The organism is Paenibacillus sp. FSL R7-277 (assembly GCF_000517965.1).
GTDB lineage: Bacteria > Bacillota > Bacilli > Paenibacillales > Paenibacillaceae > Paenibacillus_AQ > Paenibacillus_AQ silagei.
In genome coordinates this window covers 49,938-70,464 of record NZ_ASPX01000010.1, presented here as the reverse complement: position 1 = coordinate 70,464, position 20,527 = coordinate 49,938, and the positions used below count along the sequence as shown (strand labels likewise).

Sequence of the window (20,527 nt, the reverse complement as noted above, 5' to 3'; positions counted from 1 at the left end):
TTTTCCCATGACTCTCAAAACATGCATCCGGCTAGAAAAAGCCCTGCCTCCCCATACTAAGCCATACCACATCCCATCAGGAGGCGATTCTCATGCATACCGTTTGGAAAGGAGCCATCAGCTTCGGGCTTGTGCATGTTCCGGTCAAGATGTTCTCCGCTACGGAGGATAAAGACATCTCGCTGCGCTACATCCACAAAGAATGCGGCAGTCCGCTGTCTTATGTACGTAAATGTCCTGTCTGTGACAAGGAAGTCACCTGGGAGGAGATCGGCAAGGGGTACGAATATGAGAAGGGCAAGTTTGTTCTGTTCGACAAGGAGGAGCTGGATCAGCTAAGCGAGGAGAGCAGTAAGAGCATCACCATACTGGATTTCGTGGATTTGACGGAGATTGACCCGATTTATTTCCAGAAGACCTACTATTTATCGCCAGACCAGGCAGGCGCCAATGCTTACCGTTTGCTGATGGAGGCGATGCGTCAGACCGGGAAGATCGGTATTGCCAAGATCTCCATCCGCTCCAAAAGCAGTCTGGCCGCCATCCGCGTCCTGGCGGACTGCTTGGCGATTGAAACGATCTATTACCCGGACGAGGTCCGTCCGGTATCGCAGGTTCCCGGCCTGCCGGAGCCGGGCAGCGTGAACGACAAAGAGCTGGATATGGCCAAGCTGCTGATCTCACAGCTGTCCACCCCGTTCGAGCCTGCCAAATACACCGATGATTACCGCCAGCGGATGCTTGATCTGATTACACATAAGATTGCAGGCGAAGAGTTCCATATTGCTCCGGCCCGCCAGGAGAACAATGTTATCGATCTGATGGCTGCCCTGCAGGCCAGTATCGAGGCTGTGCAGCATATTCCTTCCGATCCCGGACCGGCTAAGGGAGGCAGCGGGTCTAAGCCAAGGACAGCCGCCGGTGCGAAGAAACGTCCGGCCAAGGCCACTGCCGCAGGGACTTCAACCGATACAGCCGCCGCTCCGGTTGTAGATGAAGCTACCGGACCAATTCCGGTGATTGCCCCGAAGCCGAAGCGCCGGAGCGCGAAGAGCAAGGTCACCGGTGCCTAGGGGACGGACTTCTGCGCCTGCTGCAAGGCCAGCCGGTTCCCTTCAGCTTAAGACCATCACTCCGTTTGAGCCTGTGCTGGCCTCTGTGCTTCCAAGCGGAGAACAGTGGATCGCCCAGATCAAATGGGACGGCGTGCGGATGATCTCCTATTACGACGGGAGCCATGCCGAACTGATTAACCGCCGTGGCAACCGGCGCACGCTCCAATATCCTGAGCTGGCCGAACCAGGAAGCTATTGCCGGGCCGGCTCCTTCATTCTGGATGGCGAGATCATTGCACTCAGCGGCGGCAAGCCCTCCTTCCATGAGGTCATGCGGCGGGACAGCCTGAAGAACGAGGCGGCGATCCGGGCAGTGCAGCCGCAGGTTCCGGTGCTGTATATGGTTTTTGATATGCTGTATTGTGACGGCATCTGGCTGCTGGATGAACCGCTGTCCCGGCGGCAGGAGCTGCTGAAGGAGATGCTGCTGCCCCATCCCCATATGCAGCAGGTGCCCAGCTACCCGGATCCCGTCCAGCTGCTCGCTGCGGCGCGGCAGGGCAGTCTGGAGGGGATCGTCTGCAAGGATCTGGACAGCACTTATGCGCCGGGCGGCAAGGACAAGCGCTGGCAGAAGCTCAAGATCATCTCCGATGTCACCGCTGTCGCCGGGGGCGTCACCTTCCGGGACGGCATCGTGAATGCGTTGCTGTTCGGCCTGTATGATGATGCCGGCAGGCTGCATTATATCGGACATGCCGGAGCAGGCAGAATGACCGTCCAGGACTGGCGGACACTGACCGGACGGATTCCTGGACTTGCCACAGAGCATATGCCGTTTGCCGCACTCCCGCAGCGAAGCTCAGGCTCCGTTTGGATTAAGCCTGAGCTGGTGTTTAAGCTGCATTTTCTGGAATGGAATCCCTCCGGCACCTTCCGCCAGCCTGTGATTCAGGCTCAGGTCGAACTGCCCGCCCATTCCTGTTCTTTAAGCCAGAGGGGGTTCTAGCTGCCTATTGCGGAGTAAGGCTTCCGGCAAGTTTCAGCAGTTCAGCCTTACTCTGCACAGTGTTCCGGGTATCCGTTAATGTGTACTCTCTGCTGCCGTCCGCACTGCTCCACTGCAATTGCGATTTGAGGTTGCCGTGATGCGGCCCGAAGGAGGTGAACATCATCTCCTGCCCGTTAACCTGCACCTGCTCATCCTTGTCCCCCGGCAATACGGCCAGTGTAACTCCAGCCGGAAGCTTGCTTGCAGGCTCGGCACGCAGGCTGAGCACCTCTCCCTTGCGGGTATACGTCAACGTGGTGACATGACCGCTCCAGGGGAGCATTTTGGTGATAACCTTTTTACCAGCTGCTGTGGATTGCCCCTTGAGTTTCTCCCTGAGCTGCATATATTCTTCCTCATAGGAAAAAGGAATGTCAGGGCTGATGATTGCCTCCTTCAGCACATAATCTTTCGGGAGCGAAGCTGGAGCCATTAATACACCTCCGCCCATTGACGTTAATTTCTGCGCCGCTTTGCTTACAGACGTATAACTAAACGGCAAGTAACTGATATCCAGACTGTCCAGCGTATTGATTTTGACGTCATTCACATACACAGCCCGGATTTCCCCTGCGTTCAAGGGAGCCTCGTTCGCTTTGGACAGCAAAGCGTCCAGCGGGGATGGCGCAGCCGGCTTGGCGGTTTCTGTAGCCATAATGCCGTTGCTTTTATTTTTTAATTTATCAGGCAGCCTTCCCGCTGCTCCCACCGACCCCGCTGCTGCGCTCAGCAGCATGGACAGGCATATTGCGGCAACCGCCGCTTTCTTATGCTGATTCATAATTCGATCCCTTCCTTCCGATTCATTTGTTGTTCCCTCACCGCTGAACCATCCCGGCGGCAATGCTCTCCCATTGCTCCCGGGTCAACCGCTTATCCGGCGGGTCCGTCATCAAAGCAAGCCCTCCATAGGCGTTATCATACCAATACAGTCTGCTTACTGAACTTCCGTTCTCTTCTCCGGCGCCTGCCCCCGGAATGAACAGCAGCTCCTTATCCTCGTAGGTCCATAGTTCAGCCGTTTGGCCGGGGGATACGTGAATTTGCGAAGGACCGGTTGTTGCTGCGTTATTCCAGAATAACTGAAGCTTCAGCTGCTGGCTGCCATCCCGATAGATCACCTCGGCGCTTGCGAGATTCTCCAAGGGCCATAAAGTTGCAGCCAGCGGATTCCCGTCCGGAGCAGCTTCCGTTTTGGCCTTCAATGCCTCCAGTGCCAGCCTATACTCCGGCTCAAACGCAGAGGGGGTTTTGGCGAACAGCCGGCCCTCCGCAAACTGTAACCCGCCTATTCGCTCAGGCGGCAGTGCAAAGCTCCACTTGCCCGTTTGCTCCCGGGCGGCTGACAGCTTCGCGTAGCTGGTATACGTAACCGTTCTGCTGGTGAAAAATAGCGGTTTTCCATACCCCAGCCCGTTCATCAATGCAATCAATTCACTGTCATTGACATAATAAGCTGCTGTCTCTCCCGGCTGTAAATTTGCTTGCGCCTGTTGTTCATATTGCTCCCTTAGCTTAAAGTAACGTTCCCGGGCGGAGCTAGAGCCAATGTAAGGCGTGTATACCTTCGATTCAGCGTACCTAAGCTGCGCCACAACTCTGCCGCCGCTGTCCTTCAAGACCAGAGGCTGCCCCTCCGTCTGCCGGATGACCGCAAAGATTGGGTGTGCCTTCCCGGTAACTCCTTCATCCGTCATATTGCGGAGAACGCTGAACCCAGCCAGCCCCAGCAGCGCAACCGCACAGAGTCCGGCGGCCAGCCTTCTGCCCCGCTGTACCGCAGGACGCAGCGAAGGTATCGGCTGCCTGGTCATCACAGGCCCCTGCCTAACCATTTCTGGCACCGCTTGCCCCGGTGAAGCTGGCGTTCCGCCGCCCTCTGATGCAAGCCGCTGTGCATGGATGACCCGTACCCGCTCCATAACGGATGACTTAACATCAATGCTGCCCGCTGCCTCACCTGCGCCCATTCGTCTTATCCTTTTTTCTTCAGCAGCGAAGTGCTCGTCCATTGTGGTTCCTCCCCCTCTCTTTGCGATTTCAGCAGGTTGGTGAGTTTAATAATCGTGCGCTGATATCTTTTTTTGACCGCATCCTGATTCTTGCCCAGAATCACGGCGATTTCGGCAAAGCTCTGCTCTTCAAAAATCCTCAGCAAAAGCAGGTTCCGCTCCTCCACCTTCAGCCGGGAAAGCGCTACAGCGAGCGGTTCATCGAAAAGGAAGCGGTCCATCTGCTGCTCCGGGCTTTCCGCGTATTTCTGCGGCCGCAGCAGCAGCATCAACCGGCTCTGCCGCTGACGCTGGCGGATAACCGCCAGGCAATGATGATAAGCGATTTTATACAGCCATGAAGAGAAGCTGACCAGCGGACGGTACTTGCCGATATTTTGATAGGCTTTGACCAGAATCTCCTGCACGGCATCCTCCGCCTCTGCCCCGCTGCCTAGCAGACGGCTGCAATAACGGTACATCGGCTGCTGAACAGCTTCAACGATCCGCCCGTACTGCTCCACGTCGCCGTTTTGAACCTTAACAACGAGGTGTTCCATTTCATCCAAAATCGTAAAACGCTCCTCTCTTCTAGCTAACACCCTTATAAGCACCTGCCCGGGCCAAAAGGGACATTTTGCGCAAAAAAAAGTGTGAACTGCTCTTATCCCGGACCGGAACCCCGACTGAAAACCGGCAGCACGGCAAATACTAGGCAGACATACACAAGCCTAAGGAGGGATGTCCCATGCCAACGGCCACCAAAGGAACCATTACCGTAGACGGGCACCAAATCAGCATCACCAATCCCGACAAACCGCTCTGGCCCGAGATGGGCATCACCAAGCAGATCTATCTGCAAAAGCTGGCGGCTCTCTCGCCCTACCTGCTGCGCTATTGCAAGGACCGGCTGCTCACGGTGATCCGCTATCCCCATGGCGTTCCCGGAATGTCCTTCTATCAGAAGAACGCCCCGGAGCCGCTGCCGGAATTCGTCCGCACGGCGGTGCAGGACAATATCACCTACATTGTGCTGCAGGGCCTGCCGGAGCTGCTCTGGCTGGGCAATCTGGCTGCGCTCGAATTCCATCCCTCCCTCCATTATGCCGGCAGTACACTGCCCTGCGAATGGATGATTGATCTGGACCCTTCGCTTGAGGTCGAACCGCGGATTATGGAAGCTGCTGCTGTGGTAGGGGAGGTGCTGAGATCGCTCGGACTGGACTCCGTTCCCAAAACCTCGGGAGCCACCGGAGTGCAGATCATTGTTCCGGTTAAGCCGGGGGTGACCTTCGATGAACTGCGCCGGATCGGGCATTTCGTAGGCCGTTATGTCACCGAGAAGCGGCCCGATCTCTTCACCCTGGAGCGTCTGAAGAAGCATCGCGGGGATAAAATATATTTCGATTATCTCCAGCATTACGGCGGCAAAACACTCGCTGCCCCGTACACCCCGCGCGCCCGGCCGCTGGCTACTGTCTCCACTCCCCTCCTGTGGGAGGAGGTTGAACGGGGTGTCAAGCCTACAGATTTCAACCTGCTGAATATAGAAGAGCGTCTCAGCCGGTTAGGAGATCTGATTGCCAAGGTTCCTCCTCAGCCGGTCGATGCGATTATTGCCAAGCTGCCCTCAGGACAGCAATAAGCCCGCAAATGCCTTTCTCAGGCTGCGGGCTTATCTGGCGTCCAGAATCAGGACGGAAGGTATTATTATATATGGGCATACGGCGCAACAAGTCAGGACCGCCGTATGGGTTACTCTGTCGTTCGTAAATATACCTTCCTTCGAAGCGTTCCGGCTGAACCGGTTACGCTAATGCTAATGAATTGCTTTTTTCTTGAAGCGGCCGCCCTTAACATCATGGATATTGCCGATCGCGATGAACGCGTCAGAATCCCAATCTTCTACGATAGACTTCAGCTTCGCTTCTTCCAGACGGGTAATGACAACAAAAATCACTTTCTTGTTATCGCCGGAGAATCCGCCCTCACCATCAAGATAAGTCACTCCGCGTCCCAGACGCTCCGTCAGAGCTTCGCCGATATCACGGAATTTATCACTGATAATCCATACCGACTTGGACTGGTCCAGACCTTCAAGTGTAATATCGATCAGTTTGAAAGCAATGTAATACGCAATGAGCGAGAACATCGCATTATTCCAGCCGAACACAAAGCCTGCACCGGACAGGATGAACAGGTTGAAGAACATAACGACTTCCCCTACAGAGAACGGAAGCCTCTTGGATACAAGAATGGCTACAATCTCAGTACCATCGAGCGATCCGCCGTAACGGACAACGAGCCCGACCCCAACGCCGAGAATTACCCCTCCGAATACTGCTGCGAGCAGCGGCTCAACCGTAATGGGATGAACAGGATGGAGCAACTGGGTACCGATGGACATTACAATTACAGCAAATAGAGTAGATAAGGCAAATGTCTTACCGATCTGCTTATACCCGATAACCAGGAACGGCAGGTTAAGCAGGGTCAATAGAATACCGAGCGGTATATTGAAAATATGGGACAACATAATGGAAATACCGGTGATTCCGCCATCAATCAACTTATTGGGAACAAGAAAAATTTCAAGGGCAACAGACATCATGGCCGCTCCGATGACAATCATCACAATCCGCTGGGCCAGTCTTGCCGTCTTGAACACTCCAGACTTCTCCGGCTTCTTCTGTTCTTCATTCGTAAAGATATGTTGGCTTACAGTCATAGAACTCCCCCTATAAATAGTATATCTAAGAAGCTTACGAAAGCGAACGTACAGTCGTGCCTTCTCCCCTGTTCTTCTTATATTTCCATTATATCATAAAAGAAAGTCAAATAACGCATGTAAATTGATATAACCTTCGATAATCGATGATTCGGCCATCTTTTCTGTCATAATAGCGGAGATAAGAGCTGACACAGACTTTCTATGCGTTTGACATTACGGCTGCGCTCCCGGAACTTTTTCGGATCAATGAATTCACTCTGCTCCAGATCTCTGCTGAAGTCCTCAGCCAGCTCTGTAATTGTCTCCGGACGGAACAGCACCGCCGTCAGCTCGAAGTTGGAATAGAAGCTGCGCATGTCCAGATTGGCACTGCCGACGGTGGCCAGCAGGCTGTCGATAATCATTACCTTGGCATGCATGAACCCTCTGGTATAGCGGTAAAATTTCACGCCGGCGTCCTGCAGATTCTCCAGATACGCCAGCGTGGCATAATAGACCAGCTTGTTATCCGGCTTCGCCGGGATAATAATCCTTACGTCCACACCGCTAAGGACTGCATTCTTCAGCGCCCTGCAAATCGCGGGGTCGGGGATGAAGTATGGTGAGGTCATCCAGATACGTTGCCTCGCGGCACAGATGGAAGAAAAATACATCTCCTGGGTGGCATCTATGCCCGCATCAGGACCGCTGGCGACAATCTGCACGGCTTCCCTTCCGCTACAGTCATGATCCGGAAAGAAGCGCGGATGGCTGAGAGCTTCACCGGCCGCCAGCCGCCAGTCCTTGAGAAACACATACTGCAGATGATAGACGGCATCCCCTTCAAGCCGCAGATGTGTATCCCGCCAGTACCCCATTTCCGGATTTTTGCCCAGATAATCATCGCCGATGTTCATGCCTCCGGTGAATCCGGTCAGTCCGTCCACCACCAGGATCTTCCGGTGATTGCGGTAGTTGAACCGGCGGTCCGGCAGTGCAGTCAGCGGCGGCAGAAAAAAATAAACCTGCACTCCCGCGTTCTTCAGTGTATTCACAAAGCCCCGGCTAAGTTTATGGCTGCCCAGGCCATCGCACAGCAGGCGCACCCTCACCCCCTGGCGTACCTTGCGGATCATCAGCTCCTGGAACTGCCGGCCGATCCCGTCCTCCCGGAAAATATAAAATTCCATGTGGATATGCTCCTGCGCACCTTCCATCACCTCCAGCATGGACTTATACGCTGCCTGTGCGCTGGACAGCACTTCACACCGGTTGTGGCTTGTAACCGGACTGTCCGCCAGTTCAGAGAACAGATGCAGCAGCTCAGAGCGGTGTTCAAATCCGGGGTTGCCGGTATCCTCCGCCTGCTTGACCTTATGAATCTTGCCGGCAACATGAATACGGATTTCCCGCAGCAGGGAGACGCACCGGTTCACGAGCTTGCGGCTCTGCCAGTAATCGCGCCCCAGGAAATAGTAGAACAGCAGACCCAGCGGCGGGCAACAGAAGGTAATACATATCCAGGCAAGCGCCCGCTGCGGACGGCGGAATTCGGAAGCGGTAATAATGGCAAGCTGCACAATAAAAAGACATAAGATCACGGCAAATATCCTCATTCCGGGCCTCCTGATCAGCTGAATGAACTATTACTATCTCTGCGGGCATAGACAGCGCCTGCTAACTTTCATGAGAAATCTGCGGCGGCAGAAGCCTGCGCTTACTACAGGTTTTGCCTTAACTCTCCTTCTTTATTCAAGTAAACCGTTGTCATGTTCACCTTAGTTATGGAATACATAGAGTAGTAGGACGAATCGGATAAGCCCCCTGCACCCCGACAGATGATTTCAGTCAGTTCATACCCAGCGGCTGCCATGGCCGCAGTAAGGAGACGTTATGAAGAGTCAGCCAAGTCAGGAAAAGATTACGCTGCTCGTTATGCGTGAGGCCGGACGGCCTGTGAAGCAGCTGCAAATGTCAAAGCCCTTCGCTCTGGCGCTGCCTGCCGCGGCCGCGCTGTCCCTCTCCAGTCTGGTCACCTCTATGCATATCCATGCCTCCCGGTCCATCGCAGAGCTGGAGGCCGAAGCGGCCGCCTTATCACTGACCAATATCCGCATGGAGCTGAAGGTTGCCGATAAGGATCAGGCGCTACAGCAGCTGCGCGGCCAGGTAAGCGAGCTCTCGGAGGAAGCGGAGAGCATTAAAGACAAGCTGAAGAGTGTGACTGAGCTGGAAGAGCAACTGCAATCACTGATCAACAAAGAAACCACCTCTTCTGCTGCCGGTAGCGGTTCTAGTGCGGCTATCCGCACTGAAAATGCTGGCGCCAAGACCTACAGCGCGGATACGTCAACCTCAGCAGCTTCCTTCAAAGGCAGCCAGCCGGTAGTGGCAGATTTGCCTGATACCAGAGCAGGAACCGCAGCCGCCGGAAGCTATGGCAAGGTCAGCCGGTTAAGCGCCGGCCCGTTCATCCGGGAACAGCCGGAAGCTCTCTCTGCTGCCGTATCGCCTGCCCTCAACTTCCGGATCAGGGCTGCTGCTACAGCACTGAGCCTGCCTGCCAATCCGCAGGTCGGCGGTGAATATGTCGCCGTCTACGAGAATGATCCGCAGCGGCTGGTTGAGGAGACAAAGGACGACTTCGAGGAGATCCACAGCATCATGGATGAGATGATCAGCAGTATCTCAAGCACGATTACACAGGCCGAGAAGGCACACAAGACAAGAGCGGATTTTCAGGCAAAACAAGCCCAGGAGAAGCAAGCCCGGCTGGCACGGGCCGTGATGTGGCCTACCGGCTCGAAGGTCATTACCTCCAGCTTCGGTTACCGCTCCGATCCTTTCAAGGGCGTCTCTGCTTATCATTCCGGGATTGATATTGCCGGAAATATCGGAGATGCAGTATACGCAGCACTGGGCGGCGTCGTTACCTCTGCAGAACAAATGGGAGCCCGGGGCAAATACATCATCATCAAGCATGACAATGGACTGGAGACCTGGTACATGCATTTGAACCAGATGATAGTCACCCCCGGTGAGCGGGTCGGCAAAGGGGAGCAGATCGGCATGCTGGGCAGCACCGGGCGCAGCACGGGCCCCCATCTGCATTTTCAGGTCGTGAAGCAGAACAAGCCGGTGAATCCGCTCAACTATGTTAAGCCTTCATAATATTAAGAATATAAGGAGGAATGCGGGAATGTGGAACAGACGTCAACCGGGTGCTTCACCCAAGTCAACCGACTCGCTGATCGGCCATGGCGGCACGCTCGAAGGGAAAGTGCATTGCGATACGAACCTGCGTATTGAAGGGAATTTCAGCGGGGAGATTCTGTGTGAGGGTACAGTGACGGTTGGTGAACAAGGCACCGTCCACTCCAGCATTGAGGCGCAGGAGATCATTATCGCCGGCAAGGTCTATGGAGACGTAACCGCCCAGCGGAAGCTCATTCTCACCGGAACAGGACAGCTGCATGGTAACATTGCCGCCGGTTCCCTGAGCATTACTGAAGGCAGCCTGCTGAACGGGGCTGTGGCCATGACCGAACAGCCCGCCCCTGAGACAGCGGGCGGGCTGCATACGGTCAATACCAAGAAGACTGCAGGCAAGCGCAGAGAGAGCAAGCAGAGTAAGCTGGAGGGCGCATGAGCCGTAAGCTCTCAGCCTGTACGGTTACACTAGCCAGCCCTATCTTGCTACTTACGCTGCTACATCCCTTTTACGGAACACAATCCATGATACCGCCATGAATACCACATAATACACAGCCAGGACGGCAATCGCGAACCCCAGCGTCGCTCCCCCGGGACCGGTATCCGACACCACATAATTGCTAAGATTCATATGGGCAAAAATCAGATAGTTCGCCCACTCATACCGGTCGGGGTTGAAGATGGCGATAAAGATATCCTTGGTGAACATGATCGACAGCGACAGCACAATCGCCAGGCCGCTGGAACGGAATACGCTGGAGATCATGAAGGCAATGGCTGCTGTCAGGAACAGCTCAATGTAGCTGCACAGAATCAGCATGAAGACATATTCCCCTTGCCCCCAGCCCATCACCATTTCCCCAGTATTCCCTGCAGCCCCGGAAGAGAAAATGAAGGCGGAGCCATAGCCGAACAGGATCAGCACTCCCGTGCTGACAAGGCTGAAGATAACCAGCGAAATATACTTCGAGAGCAGAATCTTGGAGCGGCTCCAAGGGCGGATCAGCAGCAGCTTAATCGTTCCCCAGGTGAATTCGCCCGCTACGGAGTCGGCAGCCACTAAGGCAGTGAAGATGGTATTCAGGAAAAATGCGATGGTTACGGTGGTCCGGAAGCTGTCCCACAGCCCGACTACATTACTTCCGTTCGTGGTGAAATGAATTAGCGCCGGAAACAGCGCACTCATCAGTGCCAGCAGAACCAGCATAATCCATGTCCGCAGACGTCTGAATATTTTGATATTCTCATTATGTATGAGAGAAGCGAACTCACCCAATGCCTTCACCTCCTGTAATTTCCAAGAATTGATCTTCAAGCGAACGGGACATCGCCTTGATGCTGTAGACCTTAATCCCGGCAGCTACCAGCTTGGCATTCAGCTCAGCAATCTCCTCCCGTACCGCATCTACTGCTAATCCGCCTTCCATGATTACACCTTGGCCGATCTGCGCCAGTGCAGCCTCAGGGTTATCTACCTCGAAGAACGTCTGGCTTACCGGTACCGCTGCATCCCCGACCGTCTTAAGCTGCTTCACATCGATCAGCCGGCCGTTCTGGATAATCGCCACACTATCGCACATCAGCTCCATCTCCGACAGCAGGTGACTGGAGACAAACACGGTTGTCCCCTCAGTCTGACACAGCTTGCGCAGATAATCACGCAGCTCGCGGATACCCTGCGGGTCCAGTCCGTTGGTCGGCTCATCCAGAATCAGCAGCTTCGGCCGGTGCAGCAGAGCCTGGGCTACCCCCAGCCGCTGGCGCATCCCTAAGGAATAGGTCTTGACCCGGTCATTGATCCGCTGGCTGAGGCCGACCAGCTCAACTACTTCATTGATGCGCTCTTTGGTCACGCCTGGCACCATGCGGGCATACTGGCGAAGATTCTGGTATCCGGTTAGGAACTTGTACATTTCAGGATTCTCTACGATGGCCCCCACATTAGCTATGGCCTCTTCAAAATGGTCTTTGATGCTTCGTCCGCAGATCAGGATATCCCCGCGGCTAATGGAGATCAGTCCTACCATCATACGGATGGTAGTGGTTTTACCGGCTCCGTTCGGCCCGAGGAATCCGAAGATTTGCCCGGGTGGAATGTCGAGTGTCAAGTCGCTGATCAGCGTTTTGGAGCCTATTCTTTTGGTAACCCCCATCAGGCTGGCTACAGGCTTCACCACTTCTGCCGTATTCGGCATAACTTCACTTCCTTTCGTCGGTTTGGTGTGAAAAAGGCATGCGCTTTCGGATAAGACGCTTTCATAGCAGAACTGAAGAGACTCTAATCTAGATGTAGCCGTAACTGCGGAGAACGTTTGGACTTCCGGCCGCTGTTGTCTCCCGATTTCTTGATTCATACCGCTTTTAGCGGTTGAAATCCGCAGACAAAGGCGGACGCTGCCGCTCCTCCAGTTCCAAACTTCCCCTCCGTTACCCCATCTTATTATTGTCTTTTTCAGTTCAACCTATTATTAACCTTATCAGTGCATCAACAACCCATTTTCAACCATTTATATATTTTACCACACCTTCCCTTTTCCCTGAAATTAGGGAAGAAATGCAGTGAAAGGATAGAAAGGAAACAAAATCATCCTGCCGGATGAATGGTAAACCTGTAAGCCAGCAAAATTAAGCCAGAACAATTTATGAATTTGGTTTAATACGAAAATAAAAGTCGGGATGCGACTGATGCACCCGACTTTTATTTTCATTCCTGGGGGTGACAAGGCCTCTGTCTTGTCATGCCTGTTTTTCGCCTACATTTGATCTACACGCCTGCGGGGTAACCCGATGTATGCTGTTTTTGACATACATTTGGACCATGCGCCTGCGTGATAACCCAATGTATGCTGTTTTTGACATACATTTGGGCCATGTGCCTGCGCGTCAGCCAATGTATGTTGTTTTTGACATACATTCGGCCCATGCGCGTGCGTGCGAGCACAATGTATGCTGTTTTTGACATACATTTGGGCCATGCGCCTGCGCGTCAGCCAATGTATGTTATTTTTCACTTACATTTGGGTCATGCACGTGCTTGCGACCACAAAAAAGCCCTATCCTTCCGCAATGGAAGGATAGGGCCTCTTATTACGATGCGCTCCGTCAATGCTGAAGCACATCACTTATGAAGTGTAAAATCTTAACCGCCAACACGCGCAAGCTCACGCATATTCGCTTCAAAAGCAGCCATCAGTGCAGCTTCACCGGTCAAACCGCTGCTCTCCACCTTGCGGATCTGCTCCAACATTCGTTTGTAATCCTTCGGAATGACACGGGCAAATCTCGGCAGGGCCTCATCCCATGAATCCAGTATTGCCCGGCCCGCATTACTGTCTGTATGTTGGGTATGGCGGCTGATCATAGCATGCAGTTCAGCGATTTCGTCCGCTTCCTCTACACGCTCCAGCAGCACCATCTCCAGGTTACAACGTTTGATGAAGGTATTATCCGGATCGTATACATAAGCGATACCGCCCGACATCCCTGCTGCAAAGTTACGGCCTGTTGTACCCAGTACAACCACACGGCCGCCGGTCATGTATTCGCAGCCGTGGTCGCCTACGCCTTCAACGACTACATTCGCCCCGGAGTTGCGGACGGCGAACCGTTCACCGGCAATACCGCTCACATAAGCTTCGCCGCCGGTTGCTCCGTACAGCGCCGTATTTCCGATGATGATATTCTCTTCTGCCGCGAAGGTAGCCTTGCGCGAAGGCCGGATAATCAGCTTGCCTCCGGACAGCCCTTTGCCGACATAGTCATTCGAGTCGCCTTCAACGGTAATGGTGACGCCCTTCGGCACGAATGCGCCCAGACTCTGTCCCGCAGATCCGGTAAAGTGCAGGCGGATCGTATCGTCCGGCAATCCGGCTGCGCCGTATTTGCGCGTCAGCTCACTGCCGAGAATCGTACCCACGGCACGGTTCACGTTCGTGATCGGCAGGGAAGCTTCCACTGCCGTGCCGGATTCCAGCGCAGGTGCAGCAATATCGAGCAGATGCGTCATATCCAGAGTCTCTTCCAGACCGTGGTTCTGGAACTTGCTGCGGAAGCGTGTGCTTCCTTCCGGCATAGCCGGAATGTGCAGCAGACTGCTCAGATCGACACCCTTCTTCTTCCAGTGCGTGGATGCCTTAACCGCATCCAGACAATCGGTACGGCCGACCATCTCTTCAATCGTCCGGAAGCCCAGCTCTGCCATAATCTCACGCAGATCCTGTGCCACGAAGGTCATGAAGTTCACCACATGCTGCGGATCACCCATGAAGTTCTTGCGAAGCTCAGGGTTCTGGGTAGCTACGCCCACCGGACAAGTGTCCATCTGGCATACACGCATCATGATACAGCCTACGGCTACCAGAGGTGCAGTAGCGAAGCCGTATTCTTCAGCACCCAGCAGAACGGCTACCGCGAGGTCGCGCCCGCTGAGCATCTTGCCGTCAGTCTCCAGCACGACACGGTCGCGCAGATTGTTCAGCATCAGCGTCTGGTGGGTCTCCGCCAGGCCCAGCTCCCAAGGGAGTCCGGCATGACGGATAGAGTTCATCGGCGAAGCGCCGGTCCCCCCATCATAACCGCTGATCAGGATAATATCAGCGCGGCCCTTCGCCACACCTGCGGCAATGGTGCCAACGCCAACCTCAGAGACGAGCTTCACGTTAATGCTGGCACGCGGATTGGCATTCTTGAGATCATAGATCAACTCTGCCAGATCCTCAATCGAATAGATATCGTGATGCGGCGGCGGCGAGATCAGTCCCACGCCTGCCGTTGAACCGCGGACCTCCGCAACCCAAGGGTATACCTTGCGGCCCGGAAGCTGTCCGCCTTCACCCGGCTTGGCGCCCTGCGCCATCTTGATCTGAATCTCATCGGCGTTCACCAGATAGTTGGAGGTAACGCCGAACCGTCCAGAAGCGACCTGCTTGATCGCACTGCGGCGGGAATCGCCGTTAGCGTCCGTAAGGAAGCGCGCCGGATCTTCTCCGCCTTCCCCGGTGTTGCTCTTGCCGCCGATACGGTTCATGGCAATAGCCAGCGTCTCATGTGCTTCCTTGCTGATCGAGCCGAAGGACATGGCACCGGTCTTGAAGCGTTTCATGATCGATTCAGCCGATTCTACCTCATCCAGTGATACCGGAGCACCTACGCTCTTGAACTGCAGCATCGAGCGCAGCGTCTGGTGCTTCTCGCTTTCGCCCTGAACGAGCGCTGCATACTTCTTATACATCTCATAATCACCGCTGCGCACGGAGTGCTGAAGCAGATGAATGGTCTGCGGGTTGAACAGATGCTCTTCCCCGTCACTGCGCCACTGGTATTCACCGCCGGAATCCAGCACCATATCGTTGCCGTCTTTGTCGGTGAAGGCGCGGTAATGGCTGGCAAGCGCTTCTTGCGCTACTTCCTCCAGGCCAATTCCGCCGATACGCGAAGGCGTCCAAGTGAAGTAACGGTCTACGAACTCCGAATTCAGCCCAACCGCTTCAAAAATCTGTGCCCCCCGATAGGACTGAATCGTGGAGATTCCCATTTTGGACAGAATTTTGACCACACTCTTCGTAGCTGCCTTGATATAGTTCTTCACAGCCTTCTCATGCGAGATTCCGCGGAGCAGGCCCTGGCTGATCATGTCATCGAGACTCTCGAAGGCCAGGTAAGGATTGACCGCACTTACACCATAACCCAGCAGAAGCGCATAATGATGAACTTCACGCGGTTCGCCGGATTCCAGCAGGATGCTGACCTTGGTACGGGTTCCCGAGCGGATCAGATGGTGATGCAGGCTGGAGACTGCCAGCAGCGCCGGAATTGCCGCATTCTCGCGGTCTACACCCCGGTCGGACAGAATAAGGATATTATGGCCCTTGCCCATGACGCGGTCTGCCGCCTCATTCATCCGGTCAAGCGCAATTCGCAGCCCTTCTGCCCCCAGCTCTGCCGGGAATAGAATCGGAATGGACATCGACTTGAAGCCCGCACGGCGGACATGACGGATTTTGGCGAAATCCTCGTTCGAGAGAATTGGAGAATCCAGCGAGATCTGCCGGCAGCTCTCCGGTTCTGCCTTCAGCAGGTTGCGTTCAGGTCCGATCGTAGTCGCTGTGGACGTTACCAGTTCTTCACGGATGGCGTCAATCGGCGGGTTGGTGACCTGGGCGAACATCTGCTTAAAGTAATTGTACAGGCGCTGTGGACGGTCTGATAACACGGCCAGCGGCGAATCGTAACCCATGGAGCCGACAGCTTCGGCGCCTGTGGAGGCCATAGGCTCCAGCACCTTGCGCAGATCCTCAAAGGTATAGCCGAAGGACTGCTGCAGCTGCTGCACATTATCATGCTTCGGATTCGGCAGCTCCGGTGCATCCGGGAGCTGATCGAGACCGATGAGATGCTCATCCAGCCACTCTTGATAAGGCTGCTCGGAGGCGATCTCGGCTTTGACCTCTTCGTCCGAGATAATCCGGCCCTGCTTCGTATCCACGAGCAGCATGCGGCCCGGTCTCAGCCGGTCTTTGTATAGAACATCTTCTGCCGGAATGTCGAGGACACCCGCTTCAGAGGAGAGAATAATCAGATCATCTTTGGTGACATAGTAACGCGCAGGACGCAGGCCGTTACGGTCGAGGATGGCCCCGATCTGTACACCGTCGGTAAAGCCCATTGCGGCAGGCCCGTCCCACGGTTCCATCAGGGTGCTGTGGTATTCATAGAAGGCTTTCTTCTTCTCGTCCATGCTGTCATGATTGCTCCAAGGCTCAGGAACCATCATCATCGCCACATGGGGCAGGGAGCGTCCGCTCAGGTAGAGGAATTCAAAGGTATTATCGAACATGGCCGTATCGGAGCCGTCCGGATTCACCACCGGCTTAACTTTGCTGATGTCTTCTCCGAACTTCTCGCTCTTGAACAGCGACTGGCGGGCATGCATCCAGTTCACATTGCCGCGAAGGGTGTTAATTTCACCGTTGTGGATCATGAAGCGGTAAGGGTGGGCACGTTCCCAGCTCGGGAAGGTGTTGGTGCTGAAGCGGGAGTGGACCAGCGCAATCGCTGATTCCAGCGTCTCCTCCTGGAGGTCCAGATAGAATTGTCCTACCTGTACGGTAGTGAGCATGCCTTTGTATACGATCTTCTTACAGGAAAGACTCGGCACATAGAAGGATTCGCCCTCTTCTGCCCCGCCGTAGCGGATCGCCAGCTCTGCCCGTTTGCGGATCACATACAGCTTGCGTTCGAAGGACAGGTCATCCTTGATTCCCTCCGAGCGGCCGATAAATACCTGGCGTACATAAGGCTTAGCAGCCTTGGCCGTCTTGCCGAGCATTTCGTCAAAGGTCGGGACATCGCGGTAACCGAGTACCTGCTGCCCCTCTTCCGCGATAATCTCGCTCAGGAGCGCCTCGTGGCGGGCGCGGATCTCCTCGTTATGAGACAGAAAGATCATGCCCACGCCATAATGGCCCGGCTCCGGAAGCTCAAAGCCCAGCTTCGCAGCTTCGCCGGCAAAGAAACGGTGGGGAATCTGCAGCATAATGCCGGCTCCGTCTCCAGAGTTCGGCTCACTTCCCTGGCCTCCCCGATGCTCCATATTGAAGAGCATAGTCAGTGCATTACTGACAATATCATGGGACGGCTTGCCTTTTATATGCGCGACAAATCCCATGCCGCAAGCGTCTTTTTCGAACTGGGGATCATAAAGGCCCTGTTTGCCGGGCAGTTCAGTGTGTCTCATCACATGCAACCTCTCTATTATAAAGTAGACGGAATTCCAGGAAAATTTTTCAGCGGAAAATCTTAATAATTATTCAGGCAGAATTGGTGTTATTATTTTATCATCGAGCTGACATGAGCGCAATTTAAACTTTTTTATGAGCTTGATTAACATTTGCTTTTGCATTGCAGCTTTAGCGAATAAAAGCGTAAAAAAACTGTCGAATGTATAATTATGCATAAATGACGAATAAGCGCTTATGCACTGAAAGCGTTTCAATCATTTTCCCGGCCTGAAAACAGCACTTCCTTTAGCTATTTATATTTATGAATAAACCAAAAGCGCCCCGTAAAGGGGCGCTTTTGGTTCGTATGTTTTACAAAGAATGTTGTTGCTTTATACAGTCAAAACTTGTTCACTTTTCAGTACTGCTTCATTGCCGCGGTCACGGGTCATGAAGTAGGTGAAGGTAAGGGCCAGGAATATTATTCCATAAGCGCCAAGCGTTCCTGCATCGGCCCACATGGAGCCGAAGTCTCCCGTAGAGATTACTGCCTTGAAACCTTTGACACTGTAAGTCATCGGCAGCAGCGGATTGAAGATCTTCATCCAGTTAGGAATCAGCTCCAGCGGAAAGGTTCCTGCGCTTGTAGTCAACTGGAAGATCAGAATCAGAATGACTACGAAGCGGCCAGGCTGATCCAACCAAGTAACAATCGCTTGAATCATCCACATGAAGGCCAGGCTGGTAATGAACGAGAAGGCGTAGAACAAGGGTACATTCTGTACTTCAAGTCCCAGCCCATACAAGACAATCAGGACAGCCAGCAGAGCCTGAAGCACACTCATCATGGAGAATGTAAGTGTACGGCTCATGAACCGGTTGAACCGGCTGGCGCCAATGACTTCGGAATCACGCATAGGGATAACAATCGTACAGATCAGAGCACCTACGAACAATCCGAGGGACAGGAAGTAAGGAGCGAATCCTGTGCCGTAGTTAGGCACCTTGTTAACCTTCACTTCTTCGATCTGTACCGGCTGGGCGAACATCGATACCAGTCCATCGGTCTTGTTCACCGATTTGGTCTGTGAAGCCGCATCGCCCAGCTTGCTTGCCAGCTCACCGGAGCCTGTCTTCAGCTCATCCAGGCCATCCTTCAGCTGCCCCGCTCCGTCACTCAGCTTCTTCGAGCCATCGGCTACCGAGCTAAGGCCGGTGCCCAGCTTGCCTGCGCCAGCCAGCAGCTTCGTGGTGCCGGCTTCCAGCGCCTTGCCGCCGTCTGCCAGCTTCACGCCGCCCGCTGCAGCTTCGTCCAGCTTCGCGCCGAACTGCTTCATGCCTGCGGCCAGCTTCGCGCCGCCGTTCTCCAGTGCGCCTGCTCCGGCTGCCAGCTGATTCTGGCCATCCAGCAGTTGTGTGCTGCCTGCGTAGAGCTTCTGCGCTCCCTCATGCAGCTGACCCACACCTGCATCCAGCTGCTGTGAACCGCTGTGCAGCTGATTCGCTCCCTGCAGCAGCTGCTCCTGGCCGCTGTTCAGGGCCGCAGCTCCGTCAAGGAGCTGCTGCTGGCCCTGGTCCAGCTGCGTCGCGCCCGCAGCTACTGCTGCGCTTGCTGCCACCAGCTTCTGCACCTCAGGGCTTGCTGCCAGCTGAGGATTCGACTTCGCCAGCGCCTGCAGACCGTCAGACACAGCCTTAGCTCCGGCTGCTGTCTTGGCACTTCCGTCCTTCGAAGCCGTAAGTCCGGCTTCAAGCTTCGCACTGCCCTCGGCGGAGGATGATAATCCGGCCGCAAGCTTCGCGCTGCCATCCACAACTGCCTTCGTACCTGTCTGCAGCTTCTCGGTGCCGACGACAGCCGACTGTGTTCCAGCCTGTAGCGAAGCTGTTCCGGCTGCCGTCTTCTGCAGCCCGGCATTCAGCTGCTTGCTGCCCGCTGCCGACTGCGTCACCCCATCCTGCAGCTGCTTATGCGCTGCGGATAACTGCTGCAGTCCTCCGGCCAGCGTGCTGCTGCCGGTTTTGAGTGCGGCTGCACCGTTATTCAGATCACTCACGCCCTGCGTAAGCGGCGCTACACCATCCAGCAGCTTGCCGGTGCCTTCGGTGAGGACAACCAGATTGTCCTTCAGCTTCAGCGCGCCGTCATCCAGCTTGGTGGCGCCGTCTGCGATCTTGGTCGCACCGTCTCCGGCTTCGCCCAGACCGTCTGCGATTTTGGTGATTTTATCAAACACAGAACTGGTATAAGCTTCCGTAATCTTGGCGGATACCTTGCTCTTGATATCCTTCACTGCCGTGCCGCCAATCTGGCCTGCCAGGAAGTTGTAGCCTTCATTCGGCTCGTAGATGATCTTGGCCGGCTGCGGATCTGCATCCAGCAGTGTAGTTGCCTTGGCCGAGAAGTCTTCCGGAACCACAATCGCCATATAATAGGTATTGTCCGCAAGCCCGGCTTCCGCCTGCTCCCGGCTGACGAAATTCCACTTGAACCCGTCCGTCTTCTTCAGCTCCGTGACCAGATCTTCTCCGGCGGTCAGCTTGGTGCCTTCATAATCAGCACCCTTATCCTGATTGACAACCGCTACCGGAAGCTCGTTCATTTTACCGTAAGGGTCCCAGAATGCTTTCAGGAACAATCCGCTGTACAGAACAGGAATAAATAGAATGGCGAACATGGAAATACGCATCTTGGGATTCTTGAATACCGCGCCAAGATCCTTCATAAACACGGATAAAGATTTCATTCTGGTTCTCTCCTTATGATCATATGCTCTCTCTTGAAAATA

14 protein-coding genes are annotated in these 20,527 nt (G+C 54.5%); 5 read left to right on the top strand and 9 right to left on the bottom strand.

Features of this window, described 5'->3' with window-relative positions; translation table 11 throughout:
• The first annotated feature begins 92 nt into the window (after positions 1-92).
• Together ku and C173_RS05685 are read left to right on the top strand one after the other, a co-directional pair.
• Positions 93-1,073, top strand: coding sequence for a non-homologous end joining protein Ku (ku, locus tag C173_RS05690; RefSeq protein WP_036723174.1), 981 nt, complete (start codon positions 93-95; stop codon positions 1,071-1,073).
• Positions 1,021-2,064 (top strand): ATP-dependent DNA ligase, encoded by a 1,044-nt coding sequence (locus C173_RS05685; protein WP_235191792.1) that lies wholly within the window; start codon positions 1,021-1,023, stop codon positions 2,062-2,064. The genes ku and C173_RS05685 overlap by 53 nt, the downstream gene beginning before the upstream one ends.
• A 4-nt stretch (positions 2,065-2,068) precedes the next feature.
• On the opposite strand, the gene C173_RS05680 is transcribed toward C173_RS05685, so the two are convergent.
• From C173_RS05680 to C173_RS05670, 3 genes are read right to left on the bottom strand one after another with little or no spacing between them, the layout of a single operon-like run.
• Positions 2,069-2,887 (bottom strand): hypothetical protein, encoded by an 819-nt coding sequence (locus tag C173_RS05680; protein ID WP_036723173.1) that lies wholly within the window; start codon positions 2,885-2,887, stop codon positions 2,069-2,071.
• A 37-nt stretch (positions 2,888-2,924) separates the two neighbouring features.
• Positions 2,925-4,118, bottom strand: coding sequence for a hypothetical protein (locus C173_RS05675; RefSeq protein ID WP_155991276.1), 1,194 nt, complete (start codon positions 4,116-4,118; stop codon positions 2,925-2,927).
• Positions 4,082-4,657: an RNA polymerase sigma factor gene (locus C173_RS05670; RefSeq protein WP_200869514.1), complete on the bottom strand. Its 576-nt coding sequence runs from the start codon at positions 4,655-4,657 to the stop codon at positions 4,082-4,084. The genes C173_RS05675 and C173_RS05670 overlap by 37 nt, the downstream gene beginning before the upstream one ends.
• A 188-nt stretch (positions 4,658-4,845) precedes the next feature.
• Between C173_RS05670 and ligD the strand changes: the two genes are divergently transcribed.
• On the top strand, positions 4,846-5,742 hold the full coding sequence (gene ligD, locus C173_RS05665) for a non-homologous end-joining DNA ligase (RefSeq protein ID WP_036723170.1): 897 nt from the start codon (positions 4,846-4,848) through the stop codon (positions 5,740-5,742).
• A 174-nt stretch (positions 5,743-5,916) separates the two neighbouring features.
• Here the strand turns inward: ligD and C173_RS05660 are convergent, their stop codons facing one another.
• Both C173_RS05660 and cls read right to left on the bottom strand, forming a co-directional pair.
• The gene (locus tag C173_RS05660; RefSeq protein ID WP_036723169.1) at positions 5,917-6,825 is read right to left on the bottom strand and encodes a YitT family protein; all 909 of its coding nucleotides are present in this window, start codon (positions 6,823-6,825) and stop codon (positions 5,917-5,919) included.
• A gap of 167 nt (positions 6,826-6,992) precedes the next feature.
• Positions 6,993-8,423, bottom strand: a complete 1,431-nt coding sequence (gene cls, locus C173_RS05655) for a cardiolipin synthase (protein ID WP_036723168.1) — start codon at positions 8,421-8,423, stop codon at positions 6,993-6,995.
• 277 nt (positions 8,424-8,700) lie between these two features.
• Here cls and C173_RS32680 point away from each other — a divergent pair, with 277 nt between their 5' ends.
• Positions 8,701-9,978 carry a M23 family metallopeptidase gene (locus tag C173_RS32680; RefSeq protein ID WP_051477834.1) on the top strand — a complete coding sequence of 426 codons (1,278 nt, stop codon included), beginning with the start codon at positions 8,701-8,703 and terminating at the stop codon, positions 9,976-9,978.
• A 28-nt stretch (positions 9,979-10,006) separates the two neighbouring features.
• Positions 10,007-10,456, top strand: coding sequence for a bactofilin family protein (locus C173_RS05640; protein ID WP_036723167.1), 450 nt, complete (start codon positions 10,007-10,009; stop codon positions 10,454-10,456).
• Between the two features lie 51 nt (positions 10,457-10,507).
• On the opposite strand, the gene C173_RS05635 is transcribed toward C173_RS05640, so the two are convergent.
• From C173_RS05635 to C173_RS05620, 4 genes are all read right to left on the bottom strand, one after another.
• Positions 10,508-11,296, bottom strand: coding sequence for an ABC transporter permease (locus C173_RS05635; protein WP_036723165.1), 789 nt, complete (start codon positions 11,294-11,296; stop codon positions 10,508-10,510).
• Positions 11,289-12,215: an ABC transporter ATP-binding protein gene (locus C173_RS05630; protein WP_036723164.1), complete on the bottom strand. Its 927-nt coding sequence runs from the start codon at positions 12,213-12,215 to the stop codon at positions 11,289-11,291. The genes C173_RS05635 and C173_RS05630 overlap by 8 nt, the downstream gene beginning before the upstream one ends.
• A 944-nt stretch (positions 12,216-13,159) precedes the next feature.
• Positions 13,160-17,755 (bottom strand): glutamate synthase large subunit, encoded by a 4,596-nt coding sequence (gltB, locus tag C173_RS05625; RefSeq protein WP_036723162.1) that lies wholly within the window; start codon positions 17,753-17,755, stop codon positions 13,160-13,162.
• Between the two features lie 375 nt (positions 17,756-18,130).
• The gene (locus tag C173_RS05620; RefSeq protein ID WP_036723161.1) at positions 18,131-20,485 is read right to left on the bottom strand and encodes a YhgE/Pip domain-containing protein; all 2,355 of its coding nucleotides are present in this window, start codon (positions 20,483-20,485) and stop codon (positions 18,131-18,133) included.
• Positions 20,486-20,527 lie beyond the last annotated feature (42 nt).